This is a genomic window from Pseudomonas sp. MWU13-3659 (assembly GCF_023757525.1).
GTDB classification, from domain to species: domain Bacteria; phylum Pseudomonadota; class Gammaproteobacteria; order Pseudomonadales; family Pseudomonadaceae; genus Aquipseudomonas; species Aquipseudomonas entomophila_E.
Genome location: NZ_JAMSHW010000003.1, coordinates 224,332 through 242,668, shown reverse-complemented (window position 1 = coordinate 242,668; position 18,337 = coordinate 224,332). Strand labels below are relative to the sequence as shown.

Below are 18,337 nucleotides of genomic sequence, written 5' to 3'. Positions count from 1 at the left end.
CAATGGCCGCACATGACAGCGCCGCACTGGTGCAACGTTTTATCAGGTTGCCCCTGGCCCAGCGCCAGGCCTTCCTGGAAAAGCTTGCGAGCAAGGGGATGAGCCTGGCGCAGCTGCCGATACCCGGTGGCTGCGTCGAAGGCGAGACGGCACCGATGTCCTACGCCCAGGAGCGCCAGTGGTTTCTCTGGCAGTTCGACCCGGCGGGCGCGGCCTACAACATTCCCCTGGTGCTGCGTCTGCGTGGCGAACTGCAACGGGAGGCACTGCAGCGTAGCCTGGCGGCGCTGGTCGAGCGCCAGGCCAGCCTGCGCACGGTGTTCACCGAGCAGGGCGAGGGTGAGCGTTTGCAGCGGGTGTGCCCGCCTTTCGTGCCTGAGCTGACGGAGCGCAGTGTCGAGCCTGCGCAGCTGCTGGCCATGATTGAAAGCGAGACGCAACAGCCTTTCGATCTGCGTAAAGGCCCATTGCTGCGTTGTGCCTTGTTCAAGGTCGACCACCAGGAGCGCGTGCTGGTGCTGACCTTGCACCACGCCATCGCCGATGGCTGGTCGCTGCAGGTGCTGCTCAAGGAACTGCTGGCCGGTTATGCGGCATTCAGCCAGGGGCGCGAGCCGGCCCTGGCGCCGCTGCCGATCCAGTACCGCGACTATGCGCTGTGGCAGCGTTGCTGGATGGAAGCCGGCGAGCAGGCGCGCCAGCTGGACTACTGGACGCGGCAGCTGGGCGGCGAGCAACCGTTGCTGGAATTGCCGCTGGATCGCCCGCGGCCGATGGTCCAGAGCCTGCGTGGCGCGCGCCTGCAGGTGGCCTTGCCCGCCACCCTGGCCGAAGGCTTGCGCCAGCTGGCGCAGCGCGAGCAGGCGACCTTGTTCATGGTGTTGCTGGCGTCCTTCCAGGTGTTGCTGCACCGCTACAGTGGCCAGTCCGACATCCGTGTCGGCGTGCCGGTGGCCAACCGCAACCGTGTCGAGACCGAAGGGCTGGTGGGCTTCTTCGTCAACACCCAGGTGCTCAAGGCCGAGATCGATCCGCAGGCCAGCTTCCAGGCGCTGTTGCTGCAGGTGCGCGGCACGGCGCTGGAGGCCCAGGCTCACCAGGACCTGCCATTCGAGCAACTGGTCCAGGCCTTGCAGCCGAGCCGCAGCCTGAGCCATTCGCCGCTGTTCCAGGTGATGTACAACCACCAGGGCGGCGCGGCCCAGGGCGATGAGGGGCCGGCGTTGCCGGGCCTGAGCATCGACGGGCTCGAGGCGCAGGGGCAGGCGGCCAAGTTCGACCTGACCCTGGATACCCATGAAGCGGGGCAGGCGCTGTCGGCGACCCTGACCTATGCCACCGACCTGTTCGATGCCACGACCATCGAGACCATGGCCGGGCATTGGCTGAACCTGTTGCAGGGGATCGTCGAGGCGCCCGCTCAGCGGGTTGGCCAGTTGCCGTTGCTGGCAGCGCACGAACAACAGCAGATGGTCGAGGCATGGAACGCCACGGCGGTGCCATTCGCCGACGACCAGTGCCTGCACCAACTGATCGAGGCCAGCGCCGCGCGCACGCCAACGGCCCCCGCCCTGAGCGTAGCCGGCGAAACCCTCGACTACGCCACCCTCAACCGCCGCGCCAACCGTCTGGCCCGGCGCTTGCGTGCGATGGGCGTGGGCCCGGACGTGCTGGTGGGCATCGCCGTGGAGCGCGGCGTGGCGCTGGTGGTGGGCCTGCTGGCGATCCTCAAGGCCGGCGGCGCCTACGTGCCGATGGACCCGGAATACCCGGCCGAGCGCCTGGCGCACATGGTCGAAGACAGCGGCGCGCAACTGGTGCTGACCCAGGCCCACCTGCGCGGCGCGCTGGCACTGCCGGCCGGTGTCGAGGCGCTGGAGCTGCAAGCCGGCGAGGACTGGCTGGCCGAGTTTGACGGCAGCAACCTGGACAACCTGGCCGCGCCGAGCAACCTGGCCTACGTGATCTACACCTCCGGTTCCACCGGCAAGCCCAAGGGCGTGGGCGTGCGCCACGACGGCGTGCTGAACTTCCTGGCCAGCATGCTCAAGCAGCCGGGCATCGCCGCGCACGATCGGGTGTTGTCGCTGACCTCGCTGTCGTTCGATATCGCCGGCCTGGAGCTGTACGGCAGCCTGCTGGCCGGCGCCTGCATCGTGCTGGTGGAGCGGGCCACGGCCCGCGACCCGCAAGCCCTGCTGGCGGCGATCGCGGCCGAGCGGGTCAGCGTGGTGCAAGCCACCCCATCGACCTGGCGGATGCTGCTGGACAGCCCACGGGCGGCGAGCCTGGCCGGGTGCAAGGCGCTGTGCGGCGGCGAGGCGCTGGCGCCGGACCTGGCGGCGCGGCTGATCGAGCGCTGCGGCCATGTGTGGAACCTGTACGGCCCGACCGAGACCACCATCTGGTCGGCATTGCACTACCTGGACGCGGGCAACACGCAGGTGCTGCTGGGCCGGCCGCTGGACAACACGGCGCTGCTGGTGCTGGACGCCGACCTGCAACCGGTGCCGGTGGGCGTGGCCGGCGAACTGTACATCGGCGGTGCGGGCCTGGCGCGCGGTTATCACCAGCGCCCGGGGCTGACCGCCGAGCGCTTCCTGGCCAGCCCGTTCGCCGACGGCGAGCGCATCTACCGCACTGGCGACCTGGCACGCTTCGATGGCCAGGGCCGCCTGGAATACATCGGTCGCGCCGACCACCAGGTGAAGATCCGCGGTTTCCGCATCGAGCTGGGCGAGATCGAGGCACAGTTGCTGGCCCGGGCCGAAGTGCGCGAAGCGGCGGTGGTGGCCCGCGACAGCGGCCTGGGCACGCAGCTGGTGGGTTACCTGGTGCCGACGGACGCAGCGCTGGTGGAAGCGGGCGAGGCCCAGCAGGCGCTGCGCGAGACCCTGCGCGCGGCGCTGGGCGAGGCGCTGCCGGAGTTCATGGTGCCGGCGCAGCTGATGCTGCTGGCGCGCATGCCGCTGACCCCCAACGGCAAGCTCGACCGCAAGGCGTTGCCGGCGCCGGACGCAAGCCTCGCCCAGGCGCGCTACCAGGCACCGCGCAGCGAGCTGGAATGCCAGCTGGCGCAGATCTGGGCCGAGGTGCTGAAACTGGAGAAGGTCGGCCTGGCCGACAACTTCTTCGAACTGGGCGGCCACTCGTTGCTGGCCACCCAGGTCATTTCCCGCGTGGCCCAGGGCCTGGCGATCGACGTGCCGCTGCGCACGCTGTTCGAGCACGCCACCCTGGGTGGGTTCGCCCAGGCGGTTGGCCGGGTGGCCAGCAAGCCCGTCGCGGCGATTACCCGCGTCGCCCGCGACCAGGACTTGCCACTGTCGTTTGCCCAGCAACGCCAGTGGCTGCTCTGGCAGTTCGCCCCGGACAGTACGGCTTACACCATTCCCGCCGTGCTGCGCCTGCGCGGTGTCCTGGACGTCGCGGCACTGGAGCGCAGCTTCGCCGCGCTGGTCGAGCGCCACGAGAGCCTGCGCACTACCTTCCGTCAGACGGCCGAAGGCCCGCTGCAAGTGATTCATGACGCTGTGTCCGTGGCGATGCCCGTGCGTACGCTGCAAGGCGCGACCGAGGCGCAGGTCGAGGCGCAGATCAAACAGTTGCTGCAACGCCCGTTCGACTTGGCAACGGGGCCGTTGCTGCGTGTCGAACTGCTGCGTCTGGCCGAACAGGAACATGTGCTGGTGATGACCCAGCACCATATCGTCTCCGATGGTTGGTCGATGCAACGCCTGGTGGAAGAACTGGTGGCGCTGTACGACGCCTTCAGCCAGGGCCAGGCGGCGCCGCTGCCGGCCCTGCCGATCCAGTACCTGGACTACGCCGTGTGGCAGCGCCAGTGGCTGGCCGAAGGCGAGCAGGCCCGCCAGCTGGCCTACTGGACCGCCCAACTGGGCGGCGAACAGCCGGTGCTGGAACTGCCCACCGACCGCCCACGCCCCGCAGCGCAGAGCTACCGGGGCGCGCGCCACGCGCTGCACCTGGCCCCCGCGCTGGCCGACGGCCTGCGCCAGCTGGCCCAGCGCGAGCAGGTGACCCTGTTCATGCTGCTGCTGGCTTCGTTCCAGGCGCTGCTGCACCGCTACAGCGGCCAGGCCGACATCCGCGTCGGCGTGCCGATCGCCAACCGCACGCGCCTGGAAACCGAGGGCGTGGTGGGCTTCTTCGTCAACACCCAGGTGCTCAAGGCCGAGGTCGATGGCCAGGCCAGCTTCCAGGCCCTGTTGCAGCAGGTGCGCAACGCCGCCCTGGAGGCCCAGGCGCACCAGGACCTGCCGTTCGAGCAACTGGTCGAGGCGTTGCAGCCGGAGCGCAGCCTGAGCCACAGCCCGCTGTTCCAGGTGATGTTCAACCACCAGCGGGTGGCGACGGCGATGGCCGCCCCGCACGGGTTACAGGTCGAGGCGCTGGGCTGGGACAGCCACAGCACGCAGTTCGACCTGAGCCTGAACACCTTCGAGGGCGAGCAGGGCCTTTCGGCGTCGCTGGTGTACGCCACCGACCTGTTCGACGCGGCGAGCATCGAGCGCCTGGGCGCGCACTGGCAGCAGCTGCTGCAAGGCCTGGTGGCGGATGTGCAGGCGCCGCTGGGGCAACTGGCGCTGCTGGCGCCGGCCGAGCGTGAGCAGGCGCTGCACGGCTGGAACGCCACCGGCCGTGATTACGACCTGGCCCTGAGCGTGCCGCAACGCTTCGAGGCGCAGGTGGCGGCGACCCCGCAGGCGCCGGCGCTGGCCTTCGCCGGCGAGCAACTGAGCTACGCCGAACTCAACGCGCGGGCCAACCGCCTGGCCCGCGAGCTGGTGGCCCAGGGGGCGACGGCCGATGCGCTGGTGGGGATCGCCGTGGAGCGCAGCGTGGAGATGGTGGTGGGCCTGCTGGCGATCCTCAAGGCCGGCGCGGCCTACGTGCCGCTGGACCCGGAGTACCCACGCGAACGCCTGGCGTACATGATCGAGGACAGCGGCATCGAACTGCTGCTGACCCAGGCGCACCTGCTGGCCGAGCTGCCGCTGGGCGAGGGCGTGCGCAGCCTGGTGCTGGACCCGCCGGACGCTTGGCTGGCCGACCACGGCGCCGACAACCTGGGCCTCGTACCGGCGCCGCAGCAACTGGCGTACGTGATCTACACCTCCGGCTCCACCGGCAAGCCCAAGGGCGCTGGCAACCGCCACGACGCGCTGGTCAACCGCCTGTGCTGGATGCAGGAGGCCTACGGGCTGACAGCGGCGGACAACGTGTTGCAGAAAACCCCGTTCAGCTTCGACGTGTCGGTGTGGGAGTTCTTCTGGCCGCTGATCACCGGCGCACGCCTGGTGCTGGCGGCGCCGGGGGCGCACCGCGACCCGGGGCAGCTGATCGCGCTGATCGAGGCCGAGCAGGTGAGCACGCTGCACTTCGTGCCGTCGATGCTGCAAGCGTTCCTGCAAGACCCGCACGTGACCCGCTGCACCTCGCTGCGGCGGATCGTCTGCAGTGGCGAGGCGCTGCCGGTGGACGCGCAGCAGCAGGTACTGGCGCGGTTGCCGTGGAGCGGGCTGTACAACCTGTACGGGCCGACCGAGGCGGCGATCGACGTGACCCACTGGACCTGCCGCGAGGAGGGGCGCGACAGCGTGCCGATCGGCGTACCGATCGCCAACCTGGCGACCTACATCCTCGACGCCGAACGGGCGCCGGTGCCGGTGGGCGTGGCAGGCGAGCTGTACCTGGGCGGCGTGGGCCTGGCGCGGGGTTACCACCGCCGCCCGGCGTTGACGGCGGAGCGTTTCGTCGCCAGCCCGTTCGGCGGCGGCGAGCGCCTGTACCGCACCGGTGACCTGGCGCGCTACCGCGCCGACGGGGTGATCGAATACGCCGGGCGCATCGACCACCAGGTGAAGATTCGCGGCCTGCGCATCGAACTGGGCGAGATCGAGGCACGCCTGCTGGAGCAGCCCGGCATCCGCGAAGCCGTGGTGCTGGCCATCGACACCCCGGCCGGCAAGCAGCTGGCCGGCTACCTGGTGCCCGAGGACGCCGCCGTGCTGCAAGCCCCGGCCCAGATGCAGGCGCAACTGGCCGAGCAGGTGCGTGGCCAGCTGCGCCAGGCGCTGCCGGCGTACATGGTGCCCGGGCCGCTCATGCTCCTGGCGCAACTGCCCTTGAGCCCCAATGGCAAGCTCGACCGCAAGGCCTTGCCAGCCCTCGAGGCCAGCAGCGCGCGGCCAGCGTTCAGCCCGCCCGTCACCGAGTTGCAGTGCCAGGTCGCGGCGATCTGGCAGGGCGTGCTGGGCTGCGCGCGGGTGGGCCTTGCCGACAGTTTCTTCGAGCTCGGCGGCCACTCGCTGGCCGTGGTCAATGTGGTCTCCCGCATCCAGCTGGAGCTGGGCCTGGCGCCCGGCCCGCAAGCGTTGTTCCAACACCCGACCCTGGAGGCCTTCGTGGCGCACCTGGAACAGTCGGGCAAGCAGGTCGACACGGTAAAACTGAACAAGCTGGAAGCCCTGCTTGATGAAATGGAGGAAGTCTGATGGACACGAGTGTTGCTTCGAGGATCGCCAAGCGCTTTATCACTCTGCCCCTGGACAAACGCAAGCTGTACCTGGAAAAGATGAGCGAGGAAGGGGTGTCGGTGGCCAACCTGCCGATCCCCAGGGTGCGTGACGCCTTCGGCCGCATCCCGCTGTCCTACGCCCAGGAGCGTCAGTGGTTCCTCTGGCAGCTGGAGCCGGACAGCGCCGCCTACAACATTCCCACCGCCCTGCGCCTGCGCGGCGAACTGGACGTGCAGGCCCTGCGCCGCAGCTTCGCGGCCCTGGTGGCGCGCCATGACGTGCTGCGCACGCGCTTCGTCGACCAAGGCGAGGGCCTGGCCCAGGTGATCGACCACGACACGGTGCTGGACGTGCCGCTGGACCTGCTGCCCGACGGGCTGGCGGGGGAGGCACGCGATACCTGGATCGAACATTACATCCACGAGCACGGCGCGGCGCTGTTCGACCTGGCCGCCGGCAACCTGCTGCGGGTGCGCCTGCTGCGCCTCGACGCGCAGGACCATGTGCTGGTGATGGTGCTGCATCACATCGTCTCCGACGGCTGGTCGAGCCGGGTGATGGTCGATGAGCTGGTGCAGGCCTACGGCGCCTACAGCCAGGGGCGTGAGCCACAAGCCACGGCCCTGGAGGTGCAGTACGCCGACTACGCGATCTGGCAGCGCCACTGGATGGAGGCCGGCGAGCGCGAACGGCAACTGCAATACTGGACCGCCCGCCTGGGCGATGAGCATCCGGTGCTGGAGCTGCCAGGCGACTGGCCGCGCCCGGCGCGGCGCAGCTACCAGGGCGGGCGGCTGCGCATCGACCTGCCGCAGCCGCTGGTCGAGGGCCTCAAGGCTTTGGCTCGCCAAGAAGGCGTGACCTTGTTCATGCTGTTGCTGGCCGCCTACCAGACCCTGTTGCACCGCTACAGTGGCCAGGCCGATATCCGCGTCGGCGTGCCGGTGGCCAACCGCAACCGCGTCGAGACCGAAGGGCTGATCGGCTTCTTCGTCAACACCCAGGTGCTCAAGGCCGAAGTCGATTCGCAGGCGAGTTTCCTCGCCTTGCTCGCGCAGGTGCGGGGGGCCGCGCTGGAAGCCCAGGCCCACCAGGACCTGCCGTTCGAGCAACTGGTCGAAGCCCTGCACCCGCAACGCAATGCCGGGCACAGCCCGCTGTTCCAGGTGGTCTACAACCACCAGAACACCGCCAAGGGCGATGGCCAGGCCGCCGCCAACCTTGGCGCGCTGGCCATCGAGGGTATCCAGACGCAGCGCCATACCGCGCAGTTCGACCTGACCCTGGACACCTACGAAACCGAGCAGGGCGTGTGGGCGACCCTGAGCTACGCCAGCGACCTGTTCAGCGAAGGCAGCGCCCAGCGCATCGCCGGGCATTGGCTCAACCTGCTCGCCGGGATCGTCGCCGAGCCGGGCCAGCGCATCGGCGAGCTGCCGCTGCTGGGCGCCGACGAGCGTCGCGCCAGCCTGGCGGCACTGAACCCGTCACCCCAGCACTTCCCACCCCGCGGCTGCGCCCATCACTTGATCGAGGCCCAGGCCGCGCGTGCGCCCGAGGCCATTGCCCTGACCTTCGAAGGCCGGCACCTGAGCTACGGCGCGCTCAACGAGCAGGCCAACCGCCTTGCCCACCAGTTGATCGGCGCGGGCGTCGGCCCGGATGCCCGGGTTGGCCTGGCCTGTCACCGTGGGCCGGACATGCTGGTCGGCCTGCTGGCCATCCTCAAGGCCGGTGGCGCCTACGTGCCGCTGGACCCGGCCTATCCGCGCGAGCGGCTGGCCTACATGATCGACGACAGCGGCATCCGCCTGCTGCTGGCCGACCCGGAGGCGGCCCGGCAGCTGGATGTCCCGGCAAATGTCAGCGTGCTGCCGCTGACCGTGCCCGGCGCCGACCTGCCGGCCCACAACCCCAAGGTTGCGCTGGGGCCGGACAACCTGGCCTATGTGATCTACACCTCCGGTTCCACCGGCAACCCCAAGGGCGTGCTGTTGCCCCACGGCAACATCCTGCGCCTGTTCGAGGCCACCGCCGAGTGGTTCGATTTCGGCGCCGACGATGTCTGGTCGTTGTTCCATTCCTATGCCTTCGACTTCTCGGTGTGGGAGATCTTCGGCGCCCTGATGCACGGCGGCCGCCTGCTGATCGTGCCCCAGGACGTGACCCGCAGCGCCGAGGACTTCCACGCGCTGCTGTGCGACGAAGGGGTGACGGTGCTCAACCAGACACCGTCGGCCTTCAAGCAACTGATGCAGGTGGCCTGCCAGGCGCCCGACTCGCGCCGGCATGCCCTGCGCTACGTGGTGTTCGGCGGCGAGGCCCTGGAGGTCAAGGGGCTGCGCCCGTGGTTCGAGCGTTTTGGCGACCAGCCGACCCGGCTGATCAACATGTACGGCATCACCGAGACCACCGTGCACGTGACCTACCGACCGTTGAGCCTGGCGGACCTGGACAATGGCGTCGGCAGCCCGATTGGCGTGCCGATCGCCGACCTGTCCTGGTACGTGCTCGATGGCCAGCTCAACCCGGTGGCCGCCGGCTGCGTGGGGGAGCTGTATGTCGGCGGCGCGGGCCTGGCTCGCGGCTACCACCGCCGTGGCGGCTTGAGCGCCGAACGCTTCCTGGCCGACCCGTTCGGCCCGGCCGGCGCGCGCCTGTACCGCACTGGTGACCTGGCGCGCCATACGGTCTCGGGTGAGATCGAATACATCGGCCGTATGGACCACCAGGTGAAGATCCGCGGGTTCCGCATCGAGCTGGGCGAGATCGAGGCCTGCCTGCTGGCCCAGCCCGGCGTGCGCCAGGCGGCGGTGCTGGCATTGCCGGGCATCGGTGGCGCGCAACTGGTGGCCTATGTGGTCATGGCCGAGGGCGGCGAGCCGCAGGCCCGCCGCGATGCGCTGCGCCAGGGGCTGCGCCAGGACCTGCCGGACTACATGGTCCCGGCACACTTCCTGCTGCTCGATGCCTTGCCGCTGACCACCAATGGCAAACTCGACCGCAAGGCCCTGCCAAGCCCGGATACCAGCCAACCCCAGGCGGCGTTCCGCGCCCCGGCCAGCGAGCTGGAACAACACGTGGCCGCGGTGTGGGAAAGCGTACTGGATGTCGCCCAGGTCGGCCTGGACGACGATTTCTTCGCCCTGGGCGGCCACTCGCTGCTGGCCACCCAGGTGATCTCGCGGGTACGCCAGGTGCTTGGCCGCCAGGTGGCGCTGCGCACGTTGTTCGAACACACCACCCTGGGCGCGTTCACCCAGGCCCTGGCGCCGCAGGACGACATGCGCCTGAGCGAGATCCCGCGCGTGCAGCGTGGCGCCAGCCAGCCGCTGTCGTTCGCCCAGGAGCGTCAGTGGTTCCTCTGGCAACTGGAACCGGGCAGCGCGGCCTACCACATCCCGATGGCCCTGCGCCTGCGTGGCACGCTGGACATCGCGGCGTTGGAGCGTAGTTTCGCGACCCTGGTCGAGCGCCATGAAAGCCTTCGCACCCGCTTCGTGACCGAGGATGGCCAGGTTCGCCAGGTGATCGATGTCGCATCGCTGCCGACCCTGCCGGTAGACCTGAGTTTGCAGGGCAACCCGGACGAGCAGGCCTTGCGCGCCGTGGTCGAGGAGGAAACCCGCCAGCTGTTCGACCTGGAGCAAGGGCCGTTGCTGCGCCTGCGTCTCCTGCGCCTGGCCGAGCAGGAACATGTGCTGGTGATGACCCAGCACCACATCGTCTCCGATGGCTGGTCGATGCAGCGTCTGGTGGAGGAGCTGGTGGCGCTGTACGACGCCTTCAGCCAGGGCCAGGCGGCGCAATTGCCTGAGTTGCCGATCCAGTACCTGGACTACGCCGTGTGGCAACGCCAGTGGCTGGCCGAGGGCGAGCAGGCCCGCCAGCTGGCCTACTGGACCGCCCAACTGGGCGGCGAACAGCCGGTGCTGGAACTGCCCACCGACCGCCCACGCCCCGCGGCGCAGAGCTACCGGGGCGCCCGCCACGCGCTGCACCTGGCCCCCGCGCTGGCCGACGGCCTGCGCCAGCTGGCCCAGCGCGAGCAGGTGACCCTGTTCATGCTGCTGCTGGCTTCGTTCCAGGCGCTGCTGCACCGCTACAGCGGCCAGGCCGACATCCGCGTCGGCGTGCCGATCGCCAACCGCACGCGCCTGGAAACCGAGGGCGTGGTGGGCTTCTTCGTCAACACCCAGGTGCTCAAGGCCGAGGTCGATGGCCAGGCCAGCTTCCAGGCCCTGTTGCAGCAGGTGCGCAACGCCGCCCTGGAGGCCCAGGCGCACCAGGACCTGCCGTTCGAGCAACTGGTCGAGGCGTTGCAGCCGGAGCGCAGCCTGAGCCACAGCCCGCTGTTCCAGGTGATGTTCAACCACCAGCGGGTGGCGACGGCGATGGCCGCCCCGCACGGGTTACAGGTCGAGGCGCTGGGCTGGGACAGCCACAGCACGCAGTTCGACCTGAGCCTGAACACCTTCGAGGGCGAGCAGGGCCTTTCGGCGTCGCTGGTGTACGCCACCGACCTGTTCGACGCGGCGAGCATCGAGCGCCTGGGCGCGCACTGGCAGCAGCTGCTGCAAGGCCTGGTGGCGGATGTGCAGGCGCCGCTGGGGCAACTGGCGCTGCTGGCGCCGGCCGAGCGTGAGCAGGCGCTGCACGGCTGGAACGCCACCGGCCGTGATTACGACCTGGCCCTGAGCGTGCCGCAACGCTTCGAGGCGCAGGTGGCGGCGACCCCGCAGGCCCCGGCGCTGGCCTTCGCCGGCCAGCAACTGAGCTACGCCGAACTCAACGCCCGGGCCAACCGCCTGGCCCGCGAACTGGTGGCCCAGGGCGTGACCGCCGATGCGCTGGTGGGCATCGCCGTGGAGCGCAGCGTGGAGATGGTGGTGGGCCTGCTGGCGATTCTCAAGGCCGGCGCGGCCTACGTGCCGCTGGACCCGGAGTACCCACGCGAACGCCTGGCGTACATGATCGAGGACAGCGGCATCGAACTGCTGCTGACCCAGGCGCACCTGCTGGCCGAGCTGCCGCTGGGCGAGGGCGTGCGCTGCCTGGTGCTGGACCAGCCAGGCGATTGGCTGGCCGACCACGGCGCCGACAACCTGGGCCTCGTACCGGCGCCGCAGCAACTGGCGTACGTGATCTACACCTCCGGCTCCACCGGCAAGCCCAAGGGCGCTGGCAACCGCCACGACGCGCTGGTCAACCGCCTGTGCTGGATGCAGGAGGCCTACGGGCTGACGGCGGCGGACAGCGTGTTGCAGAAAACCCCGTTCAGCTTCGACGTGTCGGTGTGGGAGTTCTTCTGGCCGCTGATCACCGGCGCGCGGCTGGTGCTGGCGGCGCCGGGGGCGCACCGCGACCCGGGGCAGCTGATCGCGCTGATCGAGGCCGAGCAGGTGAGCACGCTGCACTTCGTGCCGTCGATGCTGCAAGCGTTCCTGCAAGACCCGCACGTGACCCGCTGCACCTCGCTGCGGCGGATCGTCTGCAGTGGCGAGGCGCTGCCGGTGGACGCGCAGCAGCAGGTGCTGGCGCGGTTGCCGTGGAGCGGGCTGTACAACCTGTACGGGCCGACCGAGGCGGCGATCGACGTGACCCACTGGACCTGCCGCGAGGAGGGGCGCGACAGCGTGCCGATCGGTGTGCCGATCGCCAACCTGGCGACCTACATCCTCGACGCCGAACTGGCGCCGGTGCCGGTGGGCGTGGCAGGCGAGCTGTACCTGGGCGGCGTGGGCCTGGCGCGGGGTTACCACCGCCGCCCGGCGCTGACCGCCGAGCGTTTCGTCGCCAGCCCGTTCGGCGGTGAGCGGCTGTACCGCACCGGTGACCTGGCGCGCTACCGCGCCGACGGGGTGATCGAATACGCCGGGCGCATCGACCACCAGGTGAAGATCCGCGGCCTGCGCATCGAGCTGGGCGAGATCGAGGCACGCCTGCTGGAGCAAGGCCAACTGCGCGAGGCGGTGGTGATCGCCTGCGACGGACGCAACGGCAAGCAACTGGTGGCCTACGTGGTGCCGGCCGGCAGTGAAGTGCCAAGCGCCAGCCAACTGGGCGCGCACCTGCTCGAACAGTTGCCGGACTACATGGTCCCGGCGCAGTTCATCGTGCTCGAACGCATGCCGTTGAGCCCTAACGGCAAGCTTGACCGCAAGGCCTTGCCCGCGCCCGAGCCGGTGGCGCCGAGCACTGACTACGAGGCGCCCGCCACGGCCGCCGAACAGGTGCTGGCGACCATCTGGCAGGGCTTGCTGGGCCTGGAGCAGGTCGGCCGCCAGGACAACTTCTTTGGCCTGGGCGGCGATTCGATCGTCTCCATCCAGATGGTCGGGCGTGCGCGTCAGCAGGGCTTGAACCTGACCCCACGCGATGTTTTCAAGCATCAGACCATCGCTGCCCTGGCCGCGGTGGCCAGCACCCAGCAGGCGCTGTCGATCGACCAGGGCCCGGTGACCGGCGACAGTGCGCTGGTGCCAATCCAGGCTGAATTCTTCACCCTGGACATTGCCGAGCGCCAGCACTGGAACCAGTCGGTGCTGCTGGAACTGCGCGAGCCGCTGGTGCCTGAGCTGCTTGAGCGCGCCTTGCGTGCGCTGGTCATGCAACATGACGCCTTGCGCCTGCGCTTTGTCAGCGCAGGCGGGCAGATGCAAGCCAGCCATGTTCCGCTGGCAGCCCTTGAAGCGCATTGGCAGCAGGCGCCGCTGCTCTGGCAAGCGCCTGTGCAAACAGTGGAGCAGAACCGGGCGCTGGCCCTGCAAGCGCAACGCAGCCTGGACCTGCAGCATGGGCAGTTGCTGCGGGCCGTCCTGCTGCCGAACGGCGAAGGCGGGCAGCAGTTGCTGCTGGTGATCCACCACCTGGTGGTCGACGGCGTGTCGTGGCGCCTTCTGCTCGAAGACCTGCAGACCGCTTGCCGCCAGCTCCAGGGCGGCGCGTCGGTCAAGCTGCCGGCCAAGACCAGCGCCGTGCGCGACTGGGCCGCCTTCCTCGCATCCCATGCCGGCACCCTTGAACAGGCTGGCGAGGCGGATTACTGGTCGGCCCAGTTGCAGGACGCCCCGCGTGATCTGCCGTGCGAACGCCCGGCCGGCAGCCTGGCCAACCGCCATCGCGCCAGCGTCAATACCCACCTCGACGCCGAGCTGACCCGCAAGCTGCTGCAGCAGGCGCCGCAAGCCTACCGCACCCAGGTCAACGACCTGTTGCTGGCCGCCCTGGCGCGCACGCTGGTGAACTGGAGCGGCCAGCGCCATGCGCTGATCCAGCTCGAAGGCCATGGCCGCGAGGACCTGTCGCCGGCGGTGGACCTGAGCCGCACCGTGGGCTGGTTCTCCAGCCTCTATCCGTTGCGCCTGAGCCCGGACCCGCAGTGGGCCGCCACGATCAAGACCATCAAGGAGCAGCTGCGCGGCGTGCCGGACAAGGGCATCGGCTTCGGCATCCTGCGCCACCTGGGCAGCCCGGCGGCACGCGAGCGCCTGGCGGCACTGCCTGAGCCCCGAGTCACGTTCAACTACCTGGGGCAGTTCGACGGCAGCTTCGCGACGGCCGACGACGCCTTGTTCGTGCCCCGTGGCGAACGCCTGGCCGCCGACCAGGACGAAGCCGCGCCACTGAACAACTGGCTGTCGATCAATGGCCAGGTCTACGGCGGCGAGCTCAACCTGGCCTGGACCTTCAGCCAGGCGATGTTCGACAGGGCCACCGTGCAGGCCCTGGCCGACGACTACGCCCAGCAGCTGCGCGCGCTGATCGAGCACTGCCTGGTACCAGGGCAGCGTGGCGTCACCCCTTCGGACTTCCCCCTGGCGCAGGTCAGCCAGGCCCAGCTCGATCGCCTGCCCGTGGCGCTCGAGCAGGTCGAAGACCTCTACCCGTTGTCGCCGATGCAACAGGGCATGCTGTTCCACACCCAGGAAGCCGGTGGCGACGACCTGTACATCAACCAGACCAGCGTGGCCGTGGACGGCCTGGACGCGGAGGCGTTCGTGCGGGCCTGGGAGCAGGTGATCGGCCGCCACGAGATCCTGCGCACCGGTTTCTGGAGCGATGCCGCGCTGGGCGAGCCGCTGCAACTGGTCCATCGCCAGGCGCGCCTGGCGGTACAGCGCCTGGATTGGCGCCAGCGTACGGTCAGCGAGCAGGACCTGCAGGCGCTGGCCGCGGCGGATTGCGCCGAGGGCTTCGACCTGCTGGCCGCGCCGCTGATGCGCCTGACCCTGGTGCGCCTGGGCGAGGATCGCCACCAACTGATCTGGACCAGCCACCATATCCTCATGGACGGCTGGAGCAAGTCGCGCCTGCTTGGTGAGGTGTTCCAGGTTTACGGCGGCCAGGCCCCGGCGCCGCGCCGTGGCCATTATCGTGACTACATCGCCTGGTTGCAGGCCCAGCCGGCCGCTGCCCAGGAGGCGTTCTGGAAGGCGCGCCTGCAAGCTGTTGAGGGCATCACCAGCCTGGCCGCCAGCCTGCCGGCGCCGCCACCGGGGCTCAGTGGCCATGCCGCGCTGTACCTGAAATGGGACGCCAGCCGCACTGCGCGCCTGCGTGAGCAGGCCCGTGCCCTGCGCGTCACGCCCAACACCCTGGTGCAAGGTGCCTGGTCACTGCTGTTGCAACGCTTCACCGGCCAGCAGAGCGTGTGCTTCGGCGCCATCGTCGCCGGTCGTCCGGCGCAGCTGGACGGTGCCGACGAGATGCTCGGGCTGTTCATCAACACCTTGCCGATCATCCAGGCGCCGCGCCCGGAGCAGGTCGCCGCGCAGTGGCTGCAAGCCTTGCAGACCCACAACCTGGAGGCACGCGACCACGAGCACACCGCGCTGGCGGATATCCAGCGCTGGTCGGGGCAGGGCGCCCAGGGGTTGTTCGACAGCATCATCGTGTTCGAGAACTACCCGATCGACGAGCGCCTCAAGGAAACCGGCGACAGCACCCTGCAATTCGGTGCCGTGACCGGGCGTGACGTCACCAACTACGCCATGGACCTCGCGGTCCACCTGAACAACACCTTGAGCATCGAGTTCCTCTACCTGCGCAACCGCTTCAGTGAAGCGTCCTGCGCCCAGGTCATGGCGAGCTTCGAGGTGTTGCTGCAGGCGTTGATCGACACGCCGCAGGCCACGCTGGGCAGCCTGGCGACCCTCGACGCCGCGCAGCAACGCCAGCTGGCGCTGGACAACCGACTGACGGCGACGGCGGGCCAAGGTGAGTTGCTGGCTGAGCTGATCGCCCGCCATGTGGCCCAGCAACCGCAGGCGCCGGCGCTGGTCTGTGGCGACCGGCAGCTGAGCTACGCCGAACTCGAAGTGCGCGCCAATCGCCTGGCCCACCGGCTGATCGCCGAAGGGGTTGGCCCGGAGATGTTCGTGGGCGTCGCTCTGGAACGTTCGGTCGAGGTGATCGTGGCTTTCTACGCGGTGATGAAGACCGGCGCGGCCTATGTGCCGCTGGATGTCGACTACCCGCGCGAACGCTTCAACTGGATCGTCGAAGACTCGGCCATGAGCGTGCTGCTGAGCGAACAGCGGGTGCTCGAACGCCTGGGCCAGCCGGCTTCTGGCCGAGTGCTGGCGCTGGACGACCTGGACCTGTCCGGCGAACCTGAGCACTGCCCGGCGCCACGCGCCCAGGCCGACAACCTGGCCTACCTGATCTACACCTCGGGCTCCACCGGCAAGCCCAAGGGCGTGGCGGTGGCCCACGGGCCGATCCGCATGCACTGCCAGGCCATCGCCGAACGCTATGAGATGAGCGCGCGTACCCGCGAGCTGCTGTTCATGTCGTTCGCCTTCGACGGTGCCCAGGAACGCTGGCTGTCGACCCTGCTCTGCGGCGGCTGCCTGGTGATCCGTGACAACCGCCTGTGGACCCCGGAGGAAACCTGGCAGGCCCTGCACGCGCAGCGCATCAGCATTGCCTGCTTCCCACCGGCCTACCTGCAGCAACTGGCCGAGTTCGGCGAGGGGCGCGAGGCGCCGCCGGTGGACATCTACTGCTTTGGCGGCGACGCAGTGGCCGAGGCCAACTTCGAGCGGGTCAAGCGCGTGCTCAAGCCGCGCTGCCTGACCAATGGCTACGGGCCGACCGAGACGGTGGTCACGCCGCTGTTGTGGAAGGTGAATGTCGACCAGCGCTGCGAGGCGGTGTACGCGCCGATTGGCGTGCGGGTCGGCGAGCGCACCCTGTATGTGCTGGACAACCAGCTCAACCCGGTGCCGGTCGGCGTGGCGGGCGAGCTGTACATCGGTGGCGAGGGGCTGGCCCGGGGTTACCACCAGCGCCCAGGCCTGAGCGCCGAGCGCTTCGTCGCCGACCCGTTCGGCAATGGCGGGCGGCTGTACCGTTCCGGTGACTTGGTGCGCCAGCGCCCGGATGGCGTGATCGACTACCTCGGGCGCCTGGACCATCAGGTCAAGGTGCGCGGTTTCCGCATTGAACTGGGCGAAATCGAGGCGCGCCTGCGCGCCATGGCGCCGGTACGCGACGCGGTGGTGGTGGCCCGTGATACCCAGGGCGGCAAGCAACTGGTCGGCTATGTGGTCGCCGACGCCCAGCAGGGGCTGGCCGAGCAACTGCGCAGCGACCTGCAGGCCGAGCTGCCCGACTACATGGTGCCGAGCCAACTGCTGGTGCTCGAGGCGTTGCCACTGAACCCCAACGGCAAGGTCGACCGCAAGGCCCTGCCGGACCCGGACTTCAAGCGCCGCGAGTACCTGGCGCCGCGCAATGCCGTGGAAGCGGCCCTGGCGGTGATCTGGCAGGACGTGCTGGAAGTACCGCAGGTGGGGGTGACCGACAACTTCTTCGAACTCGGTGGCGACTCGCTGCGCATCCTCAAGGTGCTGACCAAGGTGCGCGCCAGCGGCCTGGGGCTGGACCTGAAGCTGCGCGACCTGATGGCCCGGCCGACCATCGCCGAGCTGTCGGGCTACAGTGCCAACGACCTGGCGCTGGACCCGGTGCTGTCGCTCAACCGGCGAATCGCCGATGTGCCGGCGCTGTTCTGCCTGCACGCCGGCTTCGGCACGGTGTTCGACTACGAGCCGCTAGCCCGCCTGCTGGAGGGCAAGCGCAGCGTCTTTGGCCTGCAATGCCGCATGCTGCTCGACCGTGGCTGGCAGGATGAGTCGCTGGAAGCGATGGCCATCGACTATGCCCAGTACATTCGCCAGAAACAGGCCGATGGCCCTTACCATCTGCTGGGCTGGTCGCTGGGCGGCAGCCTCGCGGTGCTGGTGGCCGAGGAACTGCGCCGCCAGGGCCAGGAGGTGGCCATGGTCGGTCTGGTGGACAGCTACCTGCCAGGTGAGGGAGGGGACGCGCCCCAGGATTATCGTGAAGACCTGCTGGCGTTCATCGGTGTCGTCTGTGGCCATCGGCCGCAGGCGCTGCCGGGGCTCGAGGCGGCCGCAATGCCGGACGAGCCGGTGTTGACGCAGGCCATCCGGACGTGCCTGGCCCAGGCGCCCACGCAGCCACGTTTCGACGCCCAGGAGCTGGCCCATGTGTTCCAGGTGGCCATGCGCCTGAAAGCCCTCAGCCTGCGCCTGGCGCCTCTGCCGGCGCTGGACTGCGAGACGCACTGCTGGTGGGCGGCGAGTGTGGCATTGTCCGCGCGGCAGGGCTTCGAGGCGGGCTTCGGCGCGCTGGCCGCCAGCCACACGGTCCAGGCCGGCCACTTCGAGCTGTTGCGCGATCCGGGCCTGCTGGCCCAGCTGACCCAACTGCTCGGCGAACCCGAGCCTGTCGTCAGTTGATCTTCTCGGGCCCTGGCGACGGGG

At 69.5% G+C, this 18,337-nt stretch carries 2 protein-coding genes; both read left to right on the top strand.

The genetic code is table 11. The features are described from left to right. The first annotated feature begins 2 nt into the window (after nt 1-2). Nucleotides 3-6,518, top strand: a complete 6,516-nt coding sequence (locus tag NGM28_RS06000; RefSeq protein ID WP_502943833.1) for an amino acid adenylation domain-containing protein — start codon at nt 3-5, stop codon at nt 6,516-6,518. Continuing rightward, nucleotides 6,518-18,313, top strand: a complete 11,796-nt coding sequence (locus NGM28_RS05995; protein ID WP_252089131.1) for a non-ribosomal peptide synthetase — start codon at nt 6,518-6,520, stop codon at nt 18,311-18,313. The genes NGM28_RS06000 and NGM28_RS05995 overlap by 1 nt, the downstream gene beginning before the upstream one ends. Nucleotides 18,314-18,337: the final 24 nt, after the last annotated feature.